The sequence below is a fragment of the Bradyrhizobium sp. JR4.1 genome, from assembly GCF_040548605.1.
GTDB lineage: Bacteria > Pseudomonadota > Alphaproteobacteria > Rhizobiales > Xanthobacteraceae > Bradyrhizobium > Bradyrhizobium canariense.
The window spans coordinates 629,774-647,070 of sequence record NZ_JBEPRY010000001.1 but is presented as its reverse complement, the minus strand read 5'-3'; the positions used below and the strand labels follow the sequence as shown (position 1 = coordinate 647,070).

The 17,297-nt window shown below is 64.3% G+C and carries 17 protein-coding genes; 5 read left to right on the top strand and 12 right to left on the bottom strand.

The features are described from left to right. Positions 1-22: 22 nt before the first annotated feature. The 8 genes from ABIB90_RS03225 to soxX all read right to left on the bottom strand — a co-directional run bounded on the left by ABIB90_RS03225 (position 23) and on the right by soxX (position 6,040). Positions 23-1,060 carry an MBL fold metallo-hydrolase gene (locus tag ABIB90_RS03225; protein ID WP_219685507.1) on the bottom strand — a complete coding sequence of 346 codons (1,038 nt, stop codon included), beginning with the start codon at positions 1,058-1,060 and terminating at the stop codon, positions 23-25. Positions 1,061-1,397: 337 nt separating this feature from the next. Continuing rightward, the gene (locus ABIB90_RS03220; protein WP_354200385.1) at positions 1,398-1,832 is read right to left on the bottom strand and encodes a DsrE family protein; all 435 of its coding nucleotides are present in this window, start codon (positions 1,830-1,832) and stop codon (positions 1,398-1,400) included. A 13-nt stretch (positions 1,833-1,845) separates the two neighbouring features. After that, positions 1,846-3,597, bottom strand: a complete 1,752-nt coding sequence (gene soxB, locus ABIB90_RS03215) for a thiosulfohydrolase SoxB (RefSeq protein ID WP_354200176.1) — start codon at positions 3,595-3,597, stop codon at positions 1,846-1,848. Between the two features lie 55 nt (positions 3,598-3,652). Continuing rightward, entirely contained in the window at positions 3,653-3,970 is a 318-nt protein-coding gene (locus ABIB90_RS03210) for a hypothetical protein (RefSeq protein WP_007598015.1), read from the bottom strand. After that, the gene (soxA, locus tag ABIB90_RS03205; protein WP_354200175.1) at positions 3,967-4,830 is read right to left on the bottom strand and encodes a sulfur oxidation c-type cytochrome SoxA; all 864 of its coding nucleotides are present in this window, start codon (positions 4,828-4,830) and stop codon (positions 3,967-3,969) included. Before soxA ends, ABIB90_RS03210 begins: the two co-directional genes overlap by 4 nt. After that, positions 4,830-5,141, bottom strand: coding sequence for a thiosulfate oxidation carrier complex protein SoxZ (soxZ, locus tag ABIB90_RS03200; protein WP_204513134.1), 312 nt, complete (start codon positions 5,139-5,141; stop codon positions 4,830-4,832). The genes soxA and soxZ overlap by 1 nt, the downstream gene beginning before the upstream one ends. 15 nt (positions 5,142-5,156) lie before the next feature. Next, positions 5,157-5,648: a thiosulfate oxidation carrier protein SoxY gene (soxY, locus tag ABIB90_RS03195; RefSeq protein WP_007598010.1), complete on the bottom strand. Its 492-nt coding sequence runs from the start codon at positions 5,646-5,648 to the stop codon at positions 5,157-5,159. A 38-nt stretch (positions 5,649-5,686) separates the two neighbouring features. Further along, complete coding sequence (gene soxX / locus ABIB90_RS03190; RefSeq protein ID WP_219682792.1) at positions 5,687-6,040, bottom strand: sulfur oxidation c-type cytochrome SoxX; 354 nt, start codon at positions 6,038-6,040, stop codon at positions 5,687-5,689. A gap of 260 nt (positions 6,041-6,300) precedes the next feature. Here soxX and ABIB90_RS03185 point away from each other — a divergent pair, with 260 nt between their 5' ends. Then, a complete protein-coding gene (locus ABIB90_RS03185; protein ID WP_007598007.1) occupies positions 6,301-6,972 on the top strand; it encodes a DUF938 domain-containing protein in 672 nt (223 codons plus the stop codon). Between the two features lie 178 nt (positions 6,973-7,150). Here ABIB90_RS03185 and ABIB90_RS03180 read toward each other — a convergent pair whose 3' ends face one another. Further along, positions 7,151-9,220, bottom strand: coding sequence for a prolyl oligopeptidase family serine peptidase (locus ABIB90_RS03180; protein ID WP_354200174.1), 2,070 nt, complete (start codon positions 9,218-9,220; stop codon positions 7,151-7,153). A gap of 217 nt (positions 9,221-9,437) precedes the next feature. Here ABIB90_RS03180 and ABIB90_RS03175 point away from each other — a divergent pair, with 217 nt between their 5' ends. Beyond that, positions 9,438-10,685 (top strand): MFS transporter, encoded by a 1,248-nt coding sequence (locus ABIB90_RS03175; protein WP_354127047.1) that lies wholly within the window; start codon positions 9,438-9,440, stop codon positions 10,683-10,685. A gap of 141 nt (positions 10,686-10,826) precedes the next feature. Next, on the top strand, positions 10,827-12,065 hold the full coding sequence (locus ABIB90_RS03170; protein WP_354200173.1) for an MFS transporter: 1,239 nt from the start codon (positions 10,827-10,829) through the stop codon (positions 12,063-12,065). Positions 12,066-12,192: 127 nt separating this feature from the next. Here ABIB90_RS03170 and ABIB90_RS03165 read toward each other — a convergent pair whose 3' ends face one another. Together ABIB90_RS03165 and ABIB90_RS03160 are read right to left on the bottom strand one after the other, a co-directional pair. Continuing rightward, on the bottom strand, positions 12,193-12,687 hold the full coding sequence (locus ABIB90_RS03165) for a VOC family protein (protein ID WP_354200172.1): 495 nt from the start codon (positions 12,685-12,687) through the stop codon (positions 12,193-12,195). Positions 12,688-12,777: 90 nt separating this feature from the next. Further along, entirely contained in the window at positions 12,778-13,323 is a 546-nt protein-coding gene (locus ABIB90_RS03160; RefSeq protein WP_354200171.1) for a carboxymuconolactone decarboxylase family protein, read from the bottom strand. A 136-nt stretch (positions 13,324-13,459) separates the two neighbouring features. Here ABIB90_RS03160 and ABIB90_RS03155 point away from each other — a divergent pair, with 136 nt between their 5' ends. Both ABIB90_RS03155 and ABIB90_RS03150 read left to right on the top strand, forming a co-directional pair. Continuing rightward, on the top strand, positions 13,460-14,674 hold the full coding sequence (locus ABIB90_RS03155; protein ID WP_354200170.1) for an acyl-CoA dehydrogenase family protein: 1,215 nt from the start codon (positions 13,460-13,462) through the stop codon (positions 14,672-14,674). Between the two features lie 146 nt (positions 14,675-14,820). Then, positions 14,821-15,960 (top strand): acyl-CoA dehydrogenase family protein, encoded by a 1,140-nt coding sequence (locus ABIB90_RS03150; RefSeq protein ID WP_354200169.1) that lies wholly within the window; start codon positions 14,821-14,823, stop codon positions 15,958-15,960. A gap of 281 nt (positions 15,961-16,241) precedes the next feature. On the opposite strand, the gene ABIB90_RS03145 is transcribed toward ABIB90_RS03150, so the two are convergent. Next, positions 16,242-17,279 carry an amino acid ABC transporter substrate-binding protein gene (locus tag ABIB90_RS03145; protein WP_354200384.1) on the bottom strand — a complete coding sequence of 346 codons (1,038 nt, stop codon included), beginning with the start codon at positions 17,277-17,279 and terminating at the stop codon, positions 16,242-16,244. Between the last annotated feature and the right edge of the window lie 18 nt (positions 17,280-17,297).

Here is a 17,297-nt window from a genome sequence, read left to right as displayed (position 1 = left end):
GTTCCTGACTTATCTCAAGTCGTCAGTGCACCACCGGCCCGCCGGCCTTCTTCCAGGCGTCGATGCCGCCGGCGATGTGGGCGGTGTTGGTGAGCCCCGCCTCCTTGGCGGCGGCGACAGCCATCGCCGAGCGTTCGCCGAAGGCGCAGAAGAACACGACGCGGCGGCCGGTGGCGGCCGCGACCTCGCGCAGCATGCCGCCGGGCTTGAGGCTGTCTTCAACGGATGGATAGGGCGTATGCAGCGCGCCTTCGAGCATGCCGTGCTTCATCCGCTCATTGGTCTCGCGCAAATCGACCAGCAGGATATCGGGGCGGCCGAGGCTGCGGATCGCCTCGACGGCACGGAGCGCGCGGCCCTCTTTCTCCAGCTCCTCCTGGTGCAGGCCGACATGCATGTTGGCGGGCACCGCGACGTCCATCATCTTCGGGTTGGGCAGCTTCAGATTGGCCATCAGCTCGATATAGTCGTCGACCGAGCGAACCTGGAGCCGCGGATTGTAGCGCTTCTCCTCGCCGATGGTGGAGACGGTGTCGCCCTTGTAGTCATGCGCCGGGAACACCATGGTCTCGTCGGGCAGCTTCAGCAGCCGATTGAAAATAGACTCATACTGCGCGCGCGAAGAACCGTTCTGGAAATCGGTGCGGCCGGTGCCGCGGATCAGCAGCGTGTCGCCGGTGAAGACGCGGTCGCCCATCAAGTAGGAATAGGAATCGTCGGTGTGGCCGGGCGTGTACATCACCTCGAGCGCCAGGCCCTCGATCGTCACCTTGTCGCCGTCGGCAACCCGCATCGCCACCACGTCGGCCTTGGTCTGGTCCCCCATCACGGTCATGCAATGGGTGCGGTCGCGTAGCTCGCCGAGGCCGGTGACATGATCGGCATGGAGATGGGTGTCCACGGCCTTGACCAGCTTGAGATCGAGCTCGCGCAGCAGCTGGCAGTAGCGGTCGACCTTCTCCAGGACGGGATCGAGGATCAGCGCCTCGCCGCCGGGGCGGCTCGCCAGGAGATAGCTGTAGGTACCCGAAACACTGTCGAAGAGCTGACGGAAGATCATGGCAAGACCCGGCGTGAATTACCCGGAGATTCTACTACATTTCGGGCTCACAAGAGAAGCAATTCACTGTGCAAGCAAGAAAATTTGGAAGATTTTTATTCCTGTGACCGGCGAGTGGGCGTCACCTGGCCACCGCTGTCATTCCCCGCGACCCGGCTACGCCAAGGCTTCGCCGAGGTTGAGGTCCAGGGCGCCGAAGCTTTAGCGAAGGCGGCAGGCGGGGAATCCAGTACGCCGCGCCCCCTTCCGTACCCCTCGCCGTCTCGGAGTACTGGATCGCCCGCCTTCGCGGGCGATGACACCGACTGTGCCGCGACGCTTTGCCCCGACAAAAGGCTCAGGGCCGCACCAATGTGTACCCGCTCTCGCTGAGAAACAGGATCTGCCCGACCCCGACCTGCACCGGGGTGGCGCCGGAGATGAACTCCGGCCGCTTGCCCGTCTCCCGCTCGATCGTGTCGACGGTGTTGAGACAGATGTCGAAGCGGACGCCTTGCGCGATCAGGCTCTCGACCTGCTTGCGGCGCTCGCTGCCTGATAACAGGAGATCGATGCCGGGACCAAAGGCCACCACCTCGATTGCGACCTTGTCGGGGTCGTAGGCCTTCAGCAAATTGTTGGCGACGCTGAGCACCAGAGCTTGCTTCCTGACATCGCCATCAGAGAGCTGCAGCACGATCTTGTGCTCGGCGAACGGCTTGTCCTGGAGCGGCACCTGTTGCGCAAAAGCCGGCGGCATCACCGCCGCCCAGGCGAGCAGCGCCAGCAGCATCGCTGCGACCGCATCATCCCTGTCCTGCAATGCCCGGATTACCCTCGACGCCCTTTAGCGTGACGCCGGAGCCGAGCCGCTCCTGAAACATCCGGCCGGACCGCAGATATTTCGCCACCACATCCCACACCGGCGCGCCTTGCTGGCCGTTGACCGAGGCCCAGCCCGCGACCTTGTAGCGGTGGCTGGCACTGAGCGCCTTGCCGCCATTGAGCTTCAGCTCCGAGATGCGGCCGCCGATCGCCGCCGTCGGCATGCAGGTGTAGCTGAGCCCGCCGGCGCGCACCATGTCGCCGCCCTGCTGGTAATAGGGATCGGTATTGAAGAGGTTGTCGCAGACGTCTTCCAGCACGTCCTTGATCTGGGCCCCGGTCATCTCCTGCACATAGGTCTCGGGATAGCTGATCGCGGTTTCCGCGAGCAAATCCTCCATCGTCAGCGCCTGGCCGGACAGCCCGGTGACGCCCCAGCGGAAGCCCGGCGACAGCGCGATCTCGGCGTTGAGCTCGGTGCGCAGCGCGCTGCAGATCAGCTCGTCGACAGGGCCGGCGAAATTGTCGCGGCGATACAGCAGGCGATCGGGCGTCGCGATCTTTTCCGACCAGTCGTTAGCGAAGGGCGCCCGCAACCGGCCGATCAGTTCGGCCATCCCAGGATCGGGTTTCAACAGCTCGGAATAAACCGGCAGCAGATGATATTTGACGTCGCCGACCTTGCCTTTTTCGAGCGCGAGATCGAGCACGGCAAGAAATTTTCCGTTGGAGCCGGCATTGGTGACGAGCGTCGTGCCGCTGGCATTCTTCACGGCGATGGGCTGCGGGATCGCATCATGGGTATGTCCGCCGAGGATGACGTCGATGCCGGTGACGCGGCTTGCAAGCTTGAGATCGACGTCCATGCCGTTGTGCGACAGCAGAATGACTGCATCGACCTTGTCGGTGCCGCGCAAGCGGTCGACATGCTTCTGGAGTTCCTCCTCGCGGATGCCGAAGGACCAGTCCGGCGTGAACCGTTTGGGATGCGCGATCGGCACGTAAGGGAAGGCTTGGCCGACGATCGCGACGCGATGGCCGCCGAGCTCCTTGATCAGGGAGGGCTTGAACACGCGCCCCGTCGCCTTGTCGAAGGCGGGGGCGTCGTTGAATGCGGCTTCCTCCGTGAGAAAGACGTTCTGCGCCAGAAACTCGCCCTTGAAGCGCGCGAGATTGTCGCGCAGCGCCTGCTCGCCGTAGGTGAATTCCCAATGCCCGGTCATCGCCTCGATGCCGAGCAGGTTTGCGGCCTCGACCATGTCGCGGCCCTGCATGATGTTGGCGAGTCCCGTGCCTTGCCAGAGATCGCCGCCGTCAACGAGCATGGAGTGTTTTTCGCCGGCATCGCCGCGCAAGCGGTCGATCAGCGTCTTCAGATGGGCGAAGCCGCCGAGCTTGCCGAAACGGCCTGCGGACTTCTCGAACTCGAAGCAGCTGAAGGCATAGGCGTCCGCGCTGTCGGGCCTGATGCCGAAACGGTCGAGGAAGGCGCGGCCGACCAGATGCGGCGGCCGTCCCGCCATCTCGCCGATCCCGATATTGACGCTGGGCTCGCGAAAATAGACCGGATTGAGTTGCGCATGCGTATCGGTGAGGTGAAGGATGCGCGCATTGCCGAACCGTTCGATGTCGTAAATGCTCGCGGCCTCAGCACCGCGCGCAAGCCGTGGCAGGCTAAGCGATGCGGCAGCAAGGCCTGCATTCTTCAGGAAATCGCGGCGGCGGATCGCCATCCAGAAATTCTCCGCGCCCTCTCATGGCCGCAAGGCTGTTGCACAAGCGAACAGTCTAGCGGATTTCCATCGCCTTCCAGGCTTCTTTTTCGGAAATCGCCTGGAAGATCGACGCTTTCGCCAGCGCCTCGGCCTCCCTGGCTGCGGCCACGGCGCGGTCGTAATCGCCGCCATCGGCCGCCTTCTTCGCGGCGGCCAGCGTCGAGACGGTCACGGTCCACTGGTTGCGCATGCCGGCGGCCTCCTTGGAGGAGGCCTCGGCGGCGGCATAGGCCGCCTTGTAATCCGCCTCGTTTGCCGCACGCGCCGCCGGCGCGAGGCTCAGAGCGAGCGGCAAGGCAAGCACCACGGCGAGAGCAAGCGACCGCTTCATGGCCGCGCTCCCGGTCCCGATATCGGCAGGCCGTTGGCGACGTAGGACAGGAAATATTCGACGTCGCGATATTCATCCGCCTGCGGCTCCAGCGGAACCGCGCGGGTCTGGCTGTTACAGGTGACGAAGCGGCGACTGGTCGTGCCCATGCCGCTCCATTCGGAGCGGTAGATCGGCATCGCGTTCAGAATGCCGAGCGCCGGCGCCAGGATCTCGGCGCGGATGCGCTCGCCCGGGCTCTGCACATGGCAGCTCGCGCAGGAGAAATTCAATTGGCCGCGGCGGGTGTAGAAATAGCGCTTGCCGTTCTCGAAGGCCGCGAGCGCGCGAGGATCGTCGGGGATCCTGATGTCCATCGGCTTGCCGCGCGAGGTGAAGGCCATGTAGGCGGTGAGCGAGGCCATCTCGTCCTTGACGTAGGAATAGGGCGCCTCGCCATTGGCCTCGCGGCAGCGGTTGAGCGCCAGCTCCAGCGTGACGACCTTGCCTTCCTTCTCGTCGAAATAAGGATAGTTCTGGCGGATGCCGATGCCGCCGTTCGGGAAGCAGTCGGCATAGGTCTTGCCGTTCTTGAACGGGGTGGCGAACATTTCCTTGCCGGCGTCGAGCGCGAACTCGTAGGGCGGGAATTCCTCCTTCTCCTGCCACTGCCGCTTCATATCCTCGTTCATGGAATAAGGACCGTTGACGAAATCTTCGTGCTTCACGGTCGGAAACTTCTGGAAGAAGAAGTTCTGGAACGCCTTGGCATCGGCGACGGGATCGACCTTGTCGGCCGCCACCACGCGCGGAGAGGTGAGGGCCAACGCGACGAGCGCGGCGCTCAACGAACCAAGCAGGATGGAGGTGCGGGCCTTCATCACGAAATCTTCGCGGTGGTCGTGTCCGACGCACCCTTGTTATCCGTCCAGGAGACCTTGAGATCGTCGCCCTTCTTGGCCCCCTTGAAGCTGAACTTGACATAGGGGTCCTTCGAGACCGCGGTGCCCCAATCGGCAACGAAGACGTCCTTGCCGTTACATTCGAATTTCAGCTGCTGGATGTAATGCGCCGGGATCAGCTCGCCCTTGGCGTCCTTGACGAAGCCGGTATCCATGGGGTGCTGAATCAGCGCCTGCACCTCGGTGATGTCGCCGTTGGCGGTGGCGCGGACGCGAATGCTGGATGCCATCTCGATCTTCCTCGCTTAGCCGCCGCAGCCGCCGACGGTGACCTTGACCTCTTTGGTCGCGCTGTAGAGCTTGCCGTCGGCCTCCACGATCGCAACGACGTTGGTGGTCTTGGCCATCTTCAGCCGGTTGGCGACAGCAGGGATCGTGCCTTCGGGAATCCTGTAGGACGCGGCCAGCGCGCTGGGATTCTCGGCCACGAAGAACGAGATCGAGGTGACCTTGTCGAGCGTCGTCGCCACCGAGATTGGCACCACGCCGCCGTTCTCGGCGATCTCGGGGGCGTCCAGCTTGACCTTGTCGGACGGCTCGGCGGTTTTGCCGTACAGCGCCTTGATGGCGTCCGCCTCGCTCTTCTGCTTGAAGGCCTCTTCGGGATATTTGTCGTTGGCCGCAGCGCGCGCGGGCGCGGCGCCGAACGGCAGATTGCCGAGGCCGAGCAGCGCGACCGAGGCTGCGCCCTGAAGGATCAGGCGCCGCGTCGCGCTTGGGCCGGTGAGTGTGGTCATCTCGGGTCTCCCAACCAAATCTCGTGGCGTGCCTGAAGTCACAGGGTCTGCAGGAAATCAACGATCGCGCTGATCTCCTGTTCGGTCAAAATCCGGTTCCGGCCGAACGGCGGCATCATGGTCTGCGGATTGCGCTTGGTCTCGTCGAAGATGATCGCGGCCAGCTCGTTGCGATCGGGGTACTTGGCCTTGAGGTCCTTCAGTTCCGGCCCGATCGTTCCCGGCAGGTCGCCACCCTTGATCACGTGGCAGGTCAGGCAATTGCCCTTGCCGCGGTCGAAAGCGAGTTTCTGGCCGTCGGCCACAGCGGACTGCGCCCACGCCGGGCTGGCGAGGCCGGCGGCAATGGCCAGCAAGATGAACAGAACGGGTGTCCGGGAAAAGGCGGTCACGGCGTTATTCCGAGGCGTTATATCGATGGTCTCGATCGCGAAATAGAAGCGTTTCCAAAGCACAAAGGGCACCGCCTGACAATCAAGACTATGCACGCGACAAAATGAAGTTAATATCTTCCCCATTGCAACTAATGAGATTATTTGTTCAGCCGATTTGGCCCGAGAGTTAAGGGCTGTGGCGCGGGCCGGCTGTTTCCCGAGCGTTTGGGCGCTCAACCTGTTTTCATCGCGTTCTCGTTTTTTCAAGGGGACCTCACTTGGCTGAATATGTCGTCGAATTCGGCAGGGATGGCGGTCGGGTCGAGTCGGATGGTCGGCTCGATGCACCGGCATTTCATCGCAATCACGAGCCGCTCTGGGCGGCGCTGGAGAAGCATCTCGCCGGCTGCACCGGCAACGTGGTCGAGCTCGGCAGCGGAACCGGCCAGCACGTGGTCTACTTCGCCCGTCACACGCCTGGCCTGATCTGGTGGCCCAGCGATCTCAACCAGCGCCACCTCAAGAGCATCGAGGCCTGGCGTGTTCATTCAGGCCTGAAAAACATCCGCTCGCCGCTGCGGATCGATCTCACCGATCCGGACTGGTGTCCGGAGATGAAAAGCGGGCAGGCACCGTCGAGTCTTGCCGCATTGTTCTGCGCCAATGTCATCCACATCGCGCCATGGAGCGTCGCCGAGGGCCTGTTCGCCGGCGCCGGCCGCTATTTGCGGGCCGACGGCAAGCTGTTCCTCTACGGCCCGTTCAAGCGCGGCGGCAAGCACATCGCGCTCAGCAACGCCGTGTTCGACACCTCCTTGCGTGAAGGCAATCCCGACTGGGGCGTGCGTGACATCGCCGATGTCGAGGCGCTCGCGCGCGGCGCAGGTCTTCGCCTTGTCGATACCATTGACATGCCAGCGAACAATCTCACGCTGGTGTTTTCGCGCTAAGCCCAGACGGCGCTGCGCTCCCTCCCTCGCCTGCGGGGGAGGGTTGGGGAGAGGGTGTCTCCGCAATGGGGTATCCCCTAGAGGATAGAACCCTCACCCGGCGCTTCGCGCCGACCTCTCCCGCAAGCGGGCGAGGTGCACCGCCTGCTGCGCTCCCACTGATTCAATCAAGAGGTCGTCAGCCCTCGCCGTCCTTCCACCCGATCTTGTCCTTCAAGAACCGAAAGCCAATCACCTCGAACCCGGCGCGCTCCTTGTTGTCCTTGCCGTAGCCGTGGCCGCCCGCTTCAGGCTCGTAGAACCAGGCCTCGTAGCCCATGGCCTGGAGCTTTGCCGCCATCTTGCGCGCATGCCCGGGATGGACACGGTCGTCGCGCCGCGTGGTGGCGATCAGGATCGGCGGATAGGGCTGGCCGGCTTTGACGTTGTGATAGGCGGAGTAGGTCTTCAGCCAGTCCCATTCCTCGGGCTTGTCGGGATCGCCATATTCCGCGATCCAGCTCGCGCCGGCGAGCAGCTTCGTGTAGCGGCGCATGTCGATCAGCGGGATGGTGCAGAACAGCGCGCCGAAACGTTCGGGGTATCGCACCAGCATGTTGGTGATGAGGATGCCGCCGTTGGATCCGCCCTGCGCGGCGATGCGCTTTGCCGTCGTCACGCCGCGGCGGACGAGATCGGCGGCAACGGCGGCGAAATCATCGTGCGACAGCTTCTTGCCGGCGTATCGCCCCGCATCGTGCCAGCGCGTACCGAATTCGCCGCCGCCGCGCAAATTCGCCTGCACCGTGGTGCCGCCGCGCTCCAGCCACAGCTTGCCGAGCGACGAATTGTAGTACGGCTTCACGGCGAGGCCGAAGCCGCCATAGGCGCTCATATAGACCGGTGCATCGCCGGTCTCGCGAGCGGGGCCGGTCTGCACATAGGGAATGCGCTCGCCGTCGATCGAGATCGCCTCGTGCTGGGTGACCACGAGGCCGTCGGCGTTGAATGTTTTCGGCGCCTGCTTCAGCACGATCGGGCTCGCGACGCCGCGCTCGATGAGCAGCAGCGACGGCGGCGTCAGCGGATCCTGCACATTGGCAAGCAGGTCGCCGTTGCTCTCGGAGGGATGGCGATCCAGCGGCCAGATGTCGACCACGCCGATCTGCGGCAGGCCGCCAAGTGATTCGCGGCTCCAGCTTGTGGCGGACGGCGTGCAGATCTCGAATTGCGGCTGGAGCTCGTCGAGGATCGACAGCACCAGCCTGCCCCCGGCCCAGAACAGGCCTTGCAGGGCACGGCGAGGTTCGGGCGCGAACAGCACCGCGAAATCGCGGCTGCCGGCGAGGAAGGCCGGGAGCGAGATGCCGAGCACGGTGTCGGCGGCATAGGTTCTGCCCTCGATCGACCAGGCCTCGCGCAGCTTCATCGCGAACCAGTCGCCATGCGCCTGCAACCAGATGCCGGTCGGCAGATCGAGCTTCGTCGTCGTGCCGTCGGCGTCGCGCAGCCAGAGCGCATGATTGAAGAAGTCGATCTGGTCGACGATCCAGCTGCGCGGGGCCGCAGCGGTGTCGTCGACGATGCCGGAGATCGCCATATGATCGGCCGTGGTCTCGATGATCATTTGCGCCTGATCGACAGGCTGGCCGCGCCGCCACAGGCGAACCGTTCGCGAATATCCCGAGCTCGTCGCCATGCCTTCGCCATGGGCGCTCGACAGCAGCAGCGTGTCGGCATCGAGCCAATCGGCGCCGCCCTTGGCTTCCGGCAGCGCAAATCCGTCCGCCACGAAACTCTTGGTGCCGAGGTCGAATTCCCGCAAGGTGACGGCGTCGCTGCCGCCGCGCGACAGACTCAAAATGGCGCGCGCGCTTCCCGGCTGAGTGGTGATGCCGCTCAGCAGCCAGTCCTCGCCTTCGCGTGCCGCGAGCTGGTCGACGTCCAGCAGGATTTCCCACGCGGGATGCGATTTGCGAAACTCGGCGAGCGAAGTCTTCCGCCACAAGCCGCGCGGGTTGGTGGCGTCCTTCCAGAGATTGTGCAGTTCGTCGCCGCGCCGGCTGACATAGGGAATGTTGTCGGGACGATCGTAGATCGCCGCGAGCATGTCGCGGTCGCGCGCGAAGGCGGTCCCGCCGAACGCGTCGAGCGTCAGGCTGTTCTGCCGCGTGACGAAATCGAGCGCCTGCTTGCCTTCGATCTCCTCCAGCCAGAGCCAGGGATCGTCGTCGGGAGCGCTGAGCGTAGGCCTGTCGTCGACGGACATGAACGAAACTCCGGAAGGTCGCGGCGGATAGGATTTGATCGAGCGCAAGCCGTCAAGTGCGCGGCCCATTATCATCGGCCCGATTGCGTCAGAGGCATGGCCTGCGCCCGTTTGCGCCGGTTGCCCGCCCTCTCGCGTCCCGCCATAGTGACGGGAATCAAGCGAGCCTTTGAAAGCCTTTGAAGCCCCTCGAAAGCCCGTTGGGGCGGAAATGCCGATGCTGGATGTGACTGCAGCCAATGAGATCGCCGCCGACGCCCGCGTGCGTGCCAATGTGGTGCGCCTTGCCGCCGCGCAGGCGCTGACCGGCGCCAACTCGGCGGTGATCTTCGCAACCGGCGCGATCGTCGGCGCGACGCTCGCGCCCGACGTCTCGTTCGCAACCGTGCCGATCTCGATGTATGTGCTCGGCCTCGCCGCCGGCACGCTGCCGACCGGCGCGATCTCGCGCCGCTTCGGCCGCCGCGTCGCTTTCATCGTCGGCACCGGTGTGGGCGCGCTGACCGGTCTGCTCGGCTGCTTCGCGATCCTGCACGCTTCGTTTCCGTTGTTCTGTCTGGCGACTTTTCTCGGCGGCCTCTACGGCGCGGTGGCGCAGTCCTACCGCTTCGCTGCCGCCGACGGCGCCAGCGCGGCGTACCGGCCCAAGGCGGTGTCCTGGGTGATGGCGGGCGGCGTGTTCGCCGGCGTGCTCGGTCCACAGCTCGTGCAATGGACCATGGATGTCTGGCAGCCCTATCTGTTCGCCTTCAGCTTCCTGGTCCAGGCGGCTGTCGCGCTCATCGCGATGGGCATCGTCGCCGGGGTCGACATGCCGAAGCCGGCACCGGCCGATCTTCACGGCGGGCGGCCGCTGCTCGAGATCGTGACCCAGCCGCGCTTCATCGCGGCGGCGCTGTGCGGCGTCATCTCCTACCCCATGATGAATCTGGTGATGACCTCGGCGCCGCTCGCCATGAAGCTGTGCGGCTTGAGCGTTTCCGATTCCAATTTCGGCATTCAATGGCACATCGTCGCCATGTACGGGCCGAGCTTCTTCACGGGTGCGCTGATCGCCCGCTTCGGCGCGCGGAAGGTTGTTGCCGCCGGCCTGCTGCTGGAGGCCGGCGCGGCCGGCATCGGCCTGTCCGGCATCACCGCGATGCATTTCTGGGCCACGCTGATCATGCTCGGCATCGGTTGGAATTTCTCCTTCATCGGCGCCTCCGCGCTGGTGCTGGAGACGCACCGGCCGCAGGAGCGCAACAAGGTGCAGGCCTTCAACGATTTCCTGGTGTTCGGCATGATGGCGATCGGTTCGTTCTCGTCCGGCCAGTTGCTCGCCAGTTACGGCTGGTCCGCGGTGAACATGGTGGTGTTCCCGCCGGTGCTGCTCGGGCTCGCCGTGCTCTCGCTGGCGTCCTGGACCCGCCGCCGCAAGGCGCGGCTGGACGCGGCCATGGGCGAGTTTCCGGACGCGATCTGAGATGGCGGGAGGCTGTCAGCAGCGTTGATAGTTCGATCCAGGCCGAAGTGATTTTCGGGGCTTGGGTTGTTACATGATGCTCGTCATGAACAGGCGGGCGTGAAGCAAGGCGCTCGCGGGGGAAACGAAGGACAAGCGCAAATGCTCGATAATCCCCGGCACGACGTATCCATCGACGAATCCTCCCTCCGCTACGAAGGCTGGCGCATCGTTGCGGTCTGCTTCCTGCTCGCGACCTTCGGCTGGGGGCTCGGCTTCTACGGCCAGAGCGTCTATGTCGCCGAGCTCCAGCGCGCGCACGGCTGGTCGGCCTCGCTGATCTCGTCCGGCACGACGTTCTTCTATCTGTTCGGCGCGCTGCTCGTCGTCTTCGTCGGCGAGGCCGTCAACACATACGGCCCGCGCCTCGGCCTGATCGCGGGGACGCTGGCGATGTCCGCCGCGGCGGTCGCGATCGGCGCGGTGCGTGAGCCGTGGCAGCTTTATCTCGCGAACGCCGTGCTCGCCTTCGGCTGGGCCGGCACGAGTCTGGCCATGATCACCAACACGATCAGCCTGTGGTTCGACCACAAGCGCGGCATGGCCATCAGTCTCGCGCTGAACGGCGCAAGCTTCGGCGGCATTGTCGGTGTGCCGTTGCTGGTGACCCTGATCGGTCACGTCGGCTTCGCCAGCGCGATGTTTATCGTGGCCGGCGCCATGCTGGCGTTGCTCGTGCCGGTGATCCTGATTGTCGTCGGCCGCCCGCCCGATCTCCATGGCCGGCGCGCCGCGACGAAAACGAAACCGCAATCGTCGGCGCAGATTCGCAGCCAGGCGTTGCGCGATGTCGGCTTCCTCACGGTGACAATTGCCTTTGCTTTGGTGCTGTTCGCGCAGGTCGGCTTTATCGTCCACCTGATCTCGTTCCTGGATCCCGTGATCGGGCGCGAGCGCGCGGCCGTCGCGGTTGCGGTGCTGACCGCGATGGCGGTGATCGGCCGGGTGCTGTTCTCGCTGGTGATCGACCGCCTCAATCAGCGGCTCGCCTCGGCGCTGTCGTTCCTGAGCCAGGCCGTGGCGCTGTGTGTCGTCATCAATCTGCACAATGACTATTTGCTGATCGCCGCCTGCGCGTTGTTCGGCTTCTCGGTCGGCAATCTCATCACGCTGCCGTCGCTGATCGTGCAGCAGGAATTCGATTCCGCCTCGTTCGGCGTGCTGATCAGCCTCAACACCGCGATCAACCAGGTGACTTATGCATTCGGCCCCGGCGTGGTCGGTTTTCTGCGCGATTTCTCCGGTGGCTATGAGCTGCCGTTCTATTTGTGTATTGCGCTGGAGCTGGTAGCGGCGGCGCTGATCATGGTGCGGGGGAAGCCGCATGCGACGACTGCGTAGAGGCGCGGCGTCGCTTCAACATCCTCCGTCATTGCGAGCGCAGCGAAGCAATACAGACTGCTACTGCGGAAAGATTCTGGATTGCTTCGTCGCTTCGCTCCTCGCAATGACGAGGAGAGAGTTGAGTTTAAGCCTCCCGCTGCTTCAGCAGCCCGTCCACATCCAGCCGCTTCGTAAACATCGACAGCTTGCCATCCGGCCCGAACGGCCATTGCTCCCGCGGCTTGTCCCAATACAGCTCCACACCGTTCTGGTCGGGATCGCGCAAATACAGCGCCTCGCTGACGCCATGGTCGCTCGCCCCGTCGAGCGCAATGCCGGCCGAGAGCACGCGGTGCAGCGCATCCGCCAGCGCGGGCCGCGTGGGGTAGAGGATCGCTGTGTGATAGAGCCCGGTCGTGCCTGGCGGTGGCGGCGAGCCGACCTTGCTCTCCCAGGTGTTGAGCCCGATGTGGTGGTGATAGCCGCCGGCCGAGATGAAGGCCGCGCCGGAGCCCATGCGCTGCATCAGCTCGAAACCGAGCACGCCGCAATAGAAGCCCAGCGCGCGATCGAGATCGGCGACCTTGAGATGGACGTGGCCGATCCTGGTGCCGGCGGCGACGGCTTGGTTCTGCGACATGCGGCTGCTCCGTTGATGGACTCCACATAAGCCCGGGCCCGGAACAGTGCTACTGACCTATCCCGAAACCCATCGTTTCCTTACGCGAAACTATGAGAGCTCCCGCACCTCGCCCTCCGGCAGCTCGAACTCAAACGTGTTCAGCGTCATCGACACCAGCGTGTAATAGCCGCAGAGACCAATCACCTCGACCACGCCGCGCTCGCCGAGCAGCTTCACCGCCTCGGCATAGAGACCCTTCTCGACGCCATGGCCCTCATGCAGCGACTTCGCGACGTCGTAGATCATCTTGCCCTTGGGATCGTCGAAGACAGGCGTGCGGCGGTCGCGGATCGCGTCGATGATGTCAGGGTTCATGCCGCCGGCAAGCGCCAGGCGCTTGTGCGCGTACCATTCGTAATGCGCGGTCCAGTGCCGCGCCGTCACCAGGATCGCGATCTCCGAAAGTTTTGCGGGGAAGATCGTATCGTAACGCAGGACCTCGCCGAGCCGCGTGGCGTGACGGGCCATGTCGGGGCTGTTCAGCCAGGCCATCATCGGGGCCGGCGGCTTGCCGCGCTTGCCGGCAATCGACTCGTCATAGGTCTGCCGCTGGCTCTCGTTCATTTCGCCAGGCGAAAGAAGCTTCAGGCGCATTGTTGTTTCCTCTTTGTTTTCAAGCTCGCCGTGGCCGCGACTATAGCGGATGCGTGACACGGAAGTGGTTGAATTCCGCGGGAGCTTGGCCCAGAGTCGTGCCCAACAAGCCGATTTTGAATGATGGAAACGACCCATGACTGACTCCAGGGCCAGCGAGACTGAGACCGCCGATCTCGAAACATTCCGCAGCGAAACGCGCGCCTGGTTGGAAGCCAATTGCCCGCCGGAGATGCGCAAGCCCGCAACGTCCGACGCCGACGTGTTCTGGGGCGGACGTAACGCAAAATTCTCGTCCGAGCCGCAGCGCATCTGGTTCGAGCGCATGCGCGACAAGGGCTGGACCGTACCCGATTGGCCGAAGGAGTACGGCGGCGGCGGCCTGAGCGCCGCCGAGCACAAGGTGCTGCGTGCGGAGATGGGACGAATCGGCGCGCGCCCGCCGCTGTCGAGTTTTGGCATCTGGATGCTCGGGCCGGCGCTGCTGAAATACGGCAACGACGCGCAGAAGAAAGAGCACCTGCCGAAAATCGCAGGGGGCCTGATCCGCTGGTGCCAGGGCTATTCCGAGCCGAACGCCGGCTCCGATCTTGCCTCGCTGCAGACCCGCGCCGAGAGCGACGGCGACGATTTCGTGATCACTGGGTCGAAGATCTGGACGTCCTATGCCAATTACGCCGACTGGATCTTCTGCCTCGTCCGCACCGATCCCGCCGCGAAGAAGCATGACGGCATCAGCTTCATCCTGTTCGACATGGCCTCGAAGGGCGTCTCGACCAAGCCGATCCTGCTGATCTCCGGCTACTCGCCGTTCTGCGAGACGTTCTTCGACAATGTCCGCGTGCCGAAATCGCATGTGGTCGGCACCGTCAATCGCGGCTGGGACGTCGCGAAATATCTGCTCCAGCATGAGCGCGCGATGATATCAGGCATGGGCGAGCGCGGCGTCGGCCGTCCGCTAGGCCAGATCGCGGCCGATTCCGTCGGCGCCGATGCGCTGGGACGGCTCGACGATTCCATGCTGCGCGGCCGGATCGCCAGCTTCGACGTCGATGAAGCCGCCCTTGCAGCCTGCGCCGAGCGCGCGGTCGATCTCGCCAAGGCGGGGCAGGCGCATCCGGCGTTCTCGTCGGCAATGAAATATTACGGCACCGAGCTCAACAAGCGCCGTTACGAGATCCTGATGTCGGCCGGCGGTGTCGATGCGCTGGAATGGGAGAGCGAGCGCTCCAGGCAAGGCGCCCGTCCGCGCGCCTGGCTGCGCACCAAGGCCAACTCAATCGAGGGCGGCACGACCGAGGTCATGCTCGGCATCGTCGCCAAGCGCATTTTGGATTTGCCGGGGGCCTAGCAAAAGTCCTCATCCTGAGGAGCGGCCGTCAGGCCGCGTCTCGAAGGATGAGTGGGGCCTGCATGGTTCGAGACGGCGCTTTGCGCCTCCTCACCATGAGGTTCAACCACCGAATTCAGTCGAACCGCATTTTGTTGGAGCCCGTCATGGCCCTCGTCCTCACCGAAGAACAATCGATGCTCCGCGACAGCGCGCGCGGGTTGATCAGCGACAAGGCGCCGGTGTCGCATTTGCGGCATCTGCGCGACAGCAAGGACCCCACCGGCTTTTCCAGGGAGTTTTGGCATTCCTTCGCCGAGATGGGCTTTGCCGGCTTGCTGGTGCCGGAAGAGTTCGGCGGCAGCGGCCTCGGCTATGTCGAGGCCGGCGTGGTGATGGAGGAGATCGGCCGCACGCTGATGCCGTCGCCCTTCCTCGCCACCAGCGTGGTCGCGGCCTCGGCGCTGAACCGTGGCGGCAATGCCGCGCAGAAGTCGGAATATCTGCCGAAGATCTCCAACGGCTCCCTGCTGGTGACGCTTGCGGTCGACGAGGGTGCAAAACATCGCCCGCTTCAGACCGGCCTCCAGGCCGTGCGCGCCGGCAATGGTTTCCGGCTGTCCGGCGCCAAGGCGCTGGTGGTCGACGGTCACGTCGCCGACCTTCTCATTGTCGCGGCACGCACCGCCGGCTCGGCCGGCGAACGCGAGGGGCTGACGCTGTTCCTGGTGAGCCCTGCGGCCAAGGGCGTTGCGATCGAGCGCACCATCATGGTCGACGCGCACAATGCGGCGCGGATCGAGCTTGCCAATGTCGAGGTCGACGCCGACAGCGTGCTGGGCGAGATCGACCAGGGCGCCGCACTGCTCGACGGCGTGCTCGATATCGGGCGCGGCGCGGTAGCCTCCGAAATGGTCGGCTTGAGCGAAGAAGTGTTCAACCGCACCGTCGAGTACCTCAAGAGCCGCAAGCAGTTCGGCAAGTTGATCGGCGAATTCCAGGCGCTGCAGCACCGCGCCGCCGAACTCTATGTCGACATCGAGATCACCCGCGCCGCCGTGATGAAGGCGCTGCAAGCGCTCGATACGGACGTCGCCAAGGCGGCGTCAAGCGTCGCAGTGGCAAAAGCCCGCGCCGGCACCACCGCCACGCGCGCGGTGCAGGAAGGCGTGCAGATGCATGGCGGCATGGGCATGACCGACCAGTTCGACATCGGCTTCTTCATGAAGCGCGCGCGCGTGTGCGAGGAATTGTTCGGCGACGCCAATTACCACACCGAGCAGCTGGCGAGGGCGCGGGGGTATTGAGGCGAGACGGGTGTGAGGTCCAGGGCGTCGCCTCACAGGCGGTGTCGTCGCCCGGCTTGACCGGGCGACCCAGTACGCCGCGGCTTCTCGATTGATCGCAACCGTCTCTGGAATACTGGATCGCCCGGTCAAGCCGGGCGACGACAGTTGAGATTGTGGATAGCGCGCCCGCCCCAAGCTCGTCATTGCGAGGAGCACTTGCGACGAAGCAATCCAGACTGTCACCGCGGGGGGATTCTGGATTGCTTCGCTTCGCTCGCAATGACGGCGGATAGAGCTCCCTACCGCACCGGCGGTGCATACTGCACGCCGCCCGCATTCCACAGCTGGTTCATGCCCCGCGGGATCTTCAGCTTCGACTTCTCGCCGATGTTGCGCTCGTACATCTCGCCATAATTGCCGACGTTGCGGATGATTCGGACGACCCAATCCTTGGTGAGGCCGAGCTGCTCGCCGTAATTGCCCTCGGTGCCGACCAGTCGCATCACTTCCGGCTTCTTCGACTTCAGGGCCTCGTCGATGTTCTCCGAGGAGACGCCGAGCTCCTCGGCGTTGATCATCGCGTACAGCGTCCACTTCACGATCATCATCCAGTCGTCGTCGCGCTGGCGCACGACGGGCGCAAGCGGCTCCTTTGAGATCATGTCCGGCAGGATCATGCTGTCGCCGGGCTTCGACAGGTTGATCCGCAGTGCGTAGAGCTGGGAGACGTCGGCGGAGAGCGTGTCGCATTTGCCGGTGTCGTAGGCTTTCACGACGTCGTCCAGCTTGTCGAACTTCACCTCTTCATACTTCATGTTGTTGGCACGGAAGTAATCCGCGACGTTGAGCGCCGTGGTGGTCCCGGTCTGGACGCAGACCTTGCTGCCGGTCAGGTCCAGCGCGGTTTCCTTGTTGCGCGCGCGCGGCAGCATGAAGCCTGCGCCGTCGTAATAGGCGACCGCGGGGAAATAGAGATCGTAGTCGAGCTCGCGCGCCATGCTCCAGGTCGAGTTGCGCGAAAGGATGTCCACTTTCCGGCTCTGCAATTCCTTGAAGCGCTCGTTGGCATCGAGCGCGACGAACTTCGCCTTGCTCGGGTCGTTGAAGATCGCGGAGGCCACCGCGCGGCAGAAATCGACGTCGAAGCCGGTCCAGTTGCCCTTGTCGTCGGGGATCGAGAAGCCCGGCAGCCCCTTGTTGACGCCGCACAGCACTTCGCCGCGGCGAACGGTGCGCTTCAGCGTGCGGGTGTCGTAGAATTCATAGATGATGGCCAGGACGGCGACCAGCACGGCGACTGCGAGCCCGATCAGCAGGCCGCCACGAAAAGTGCGCATCATGTTGCTCTCTCGAAA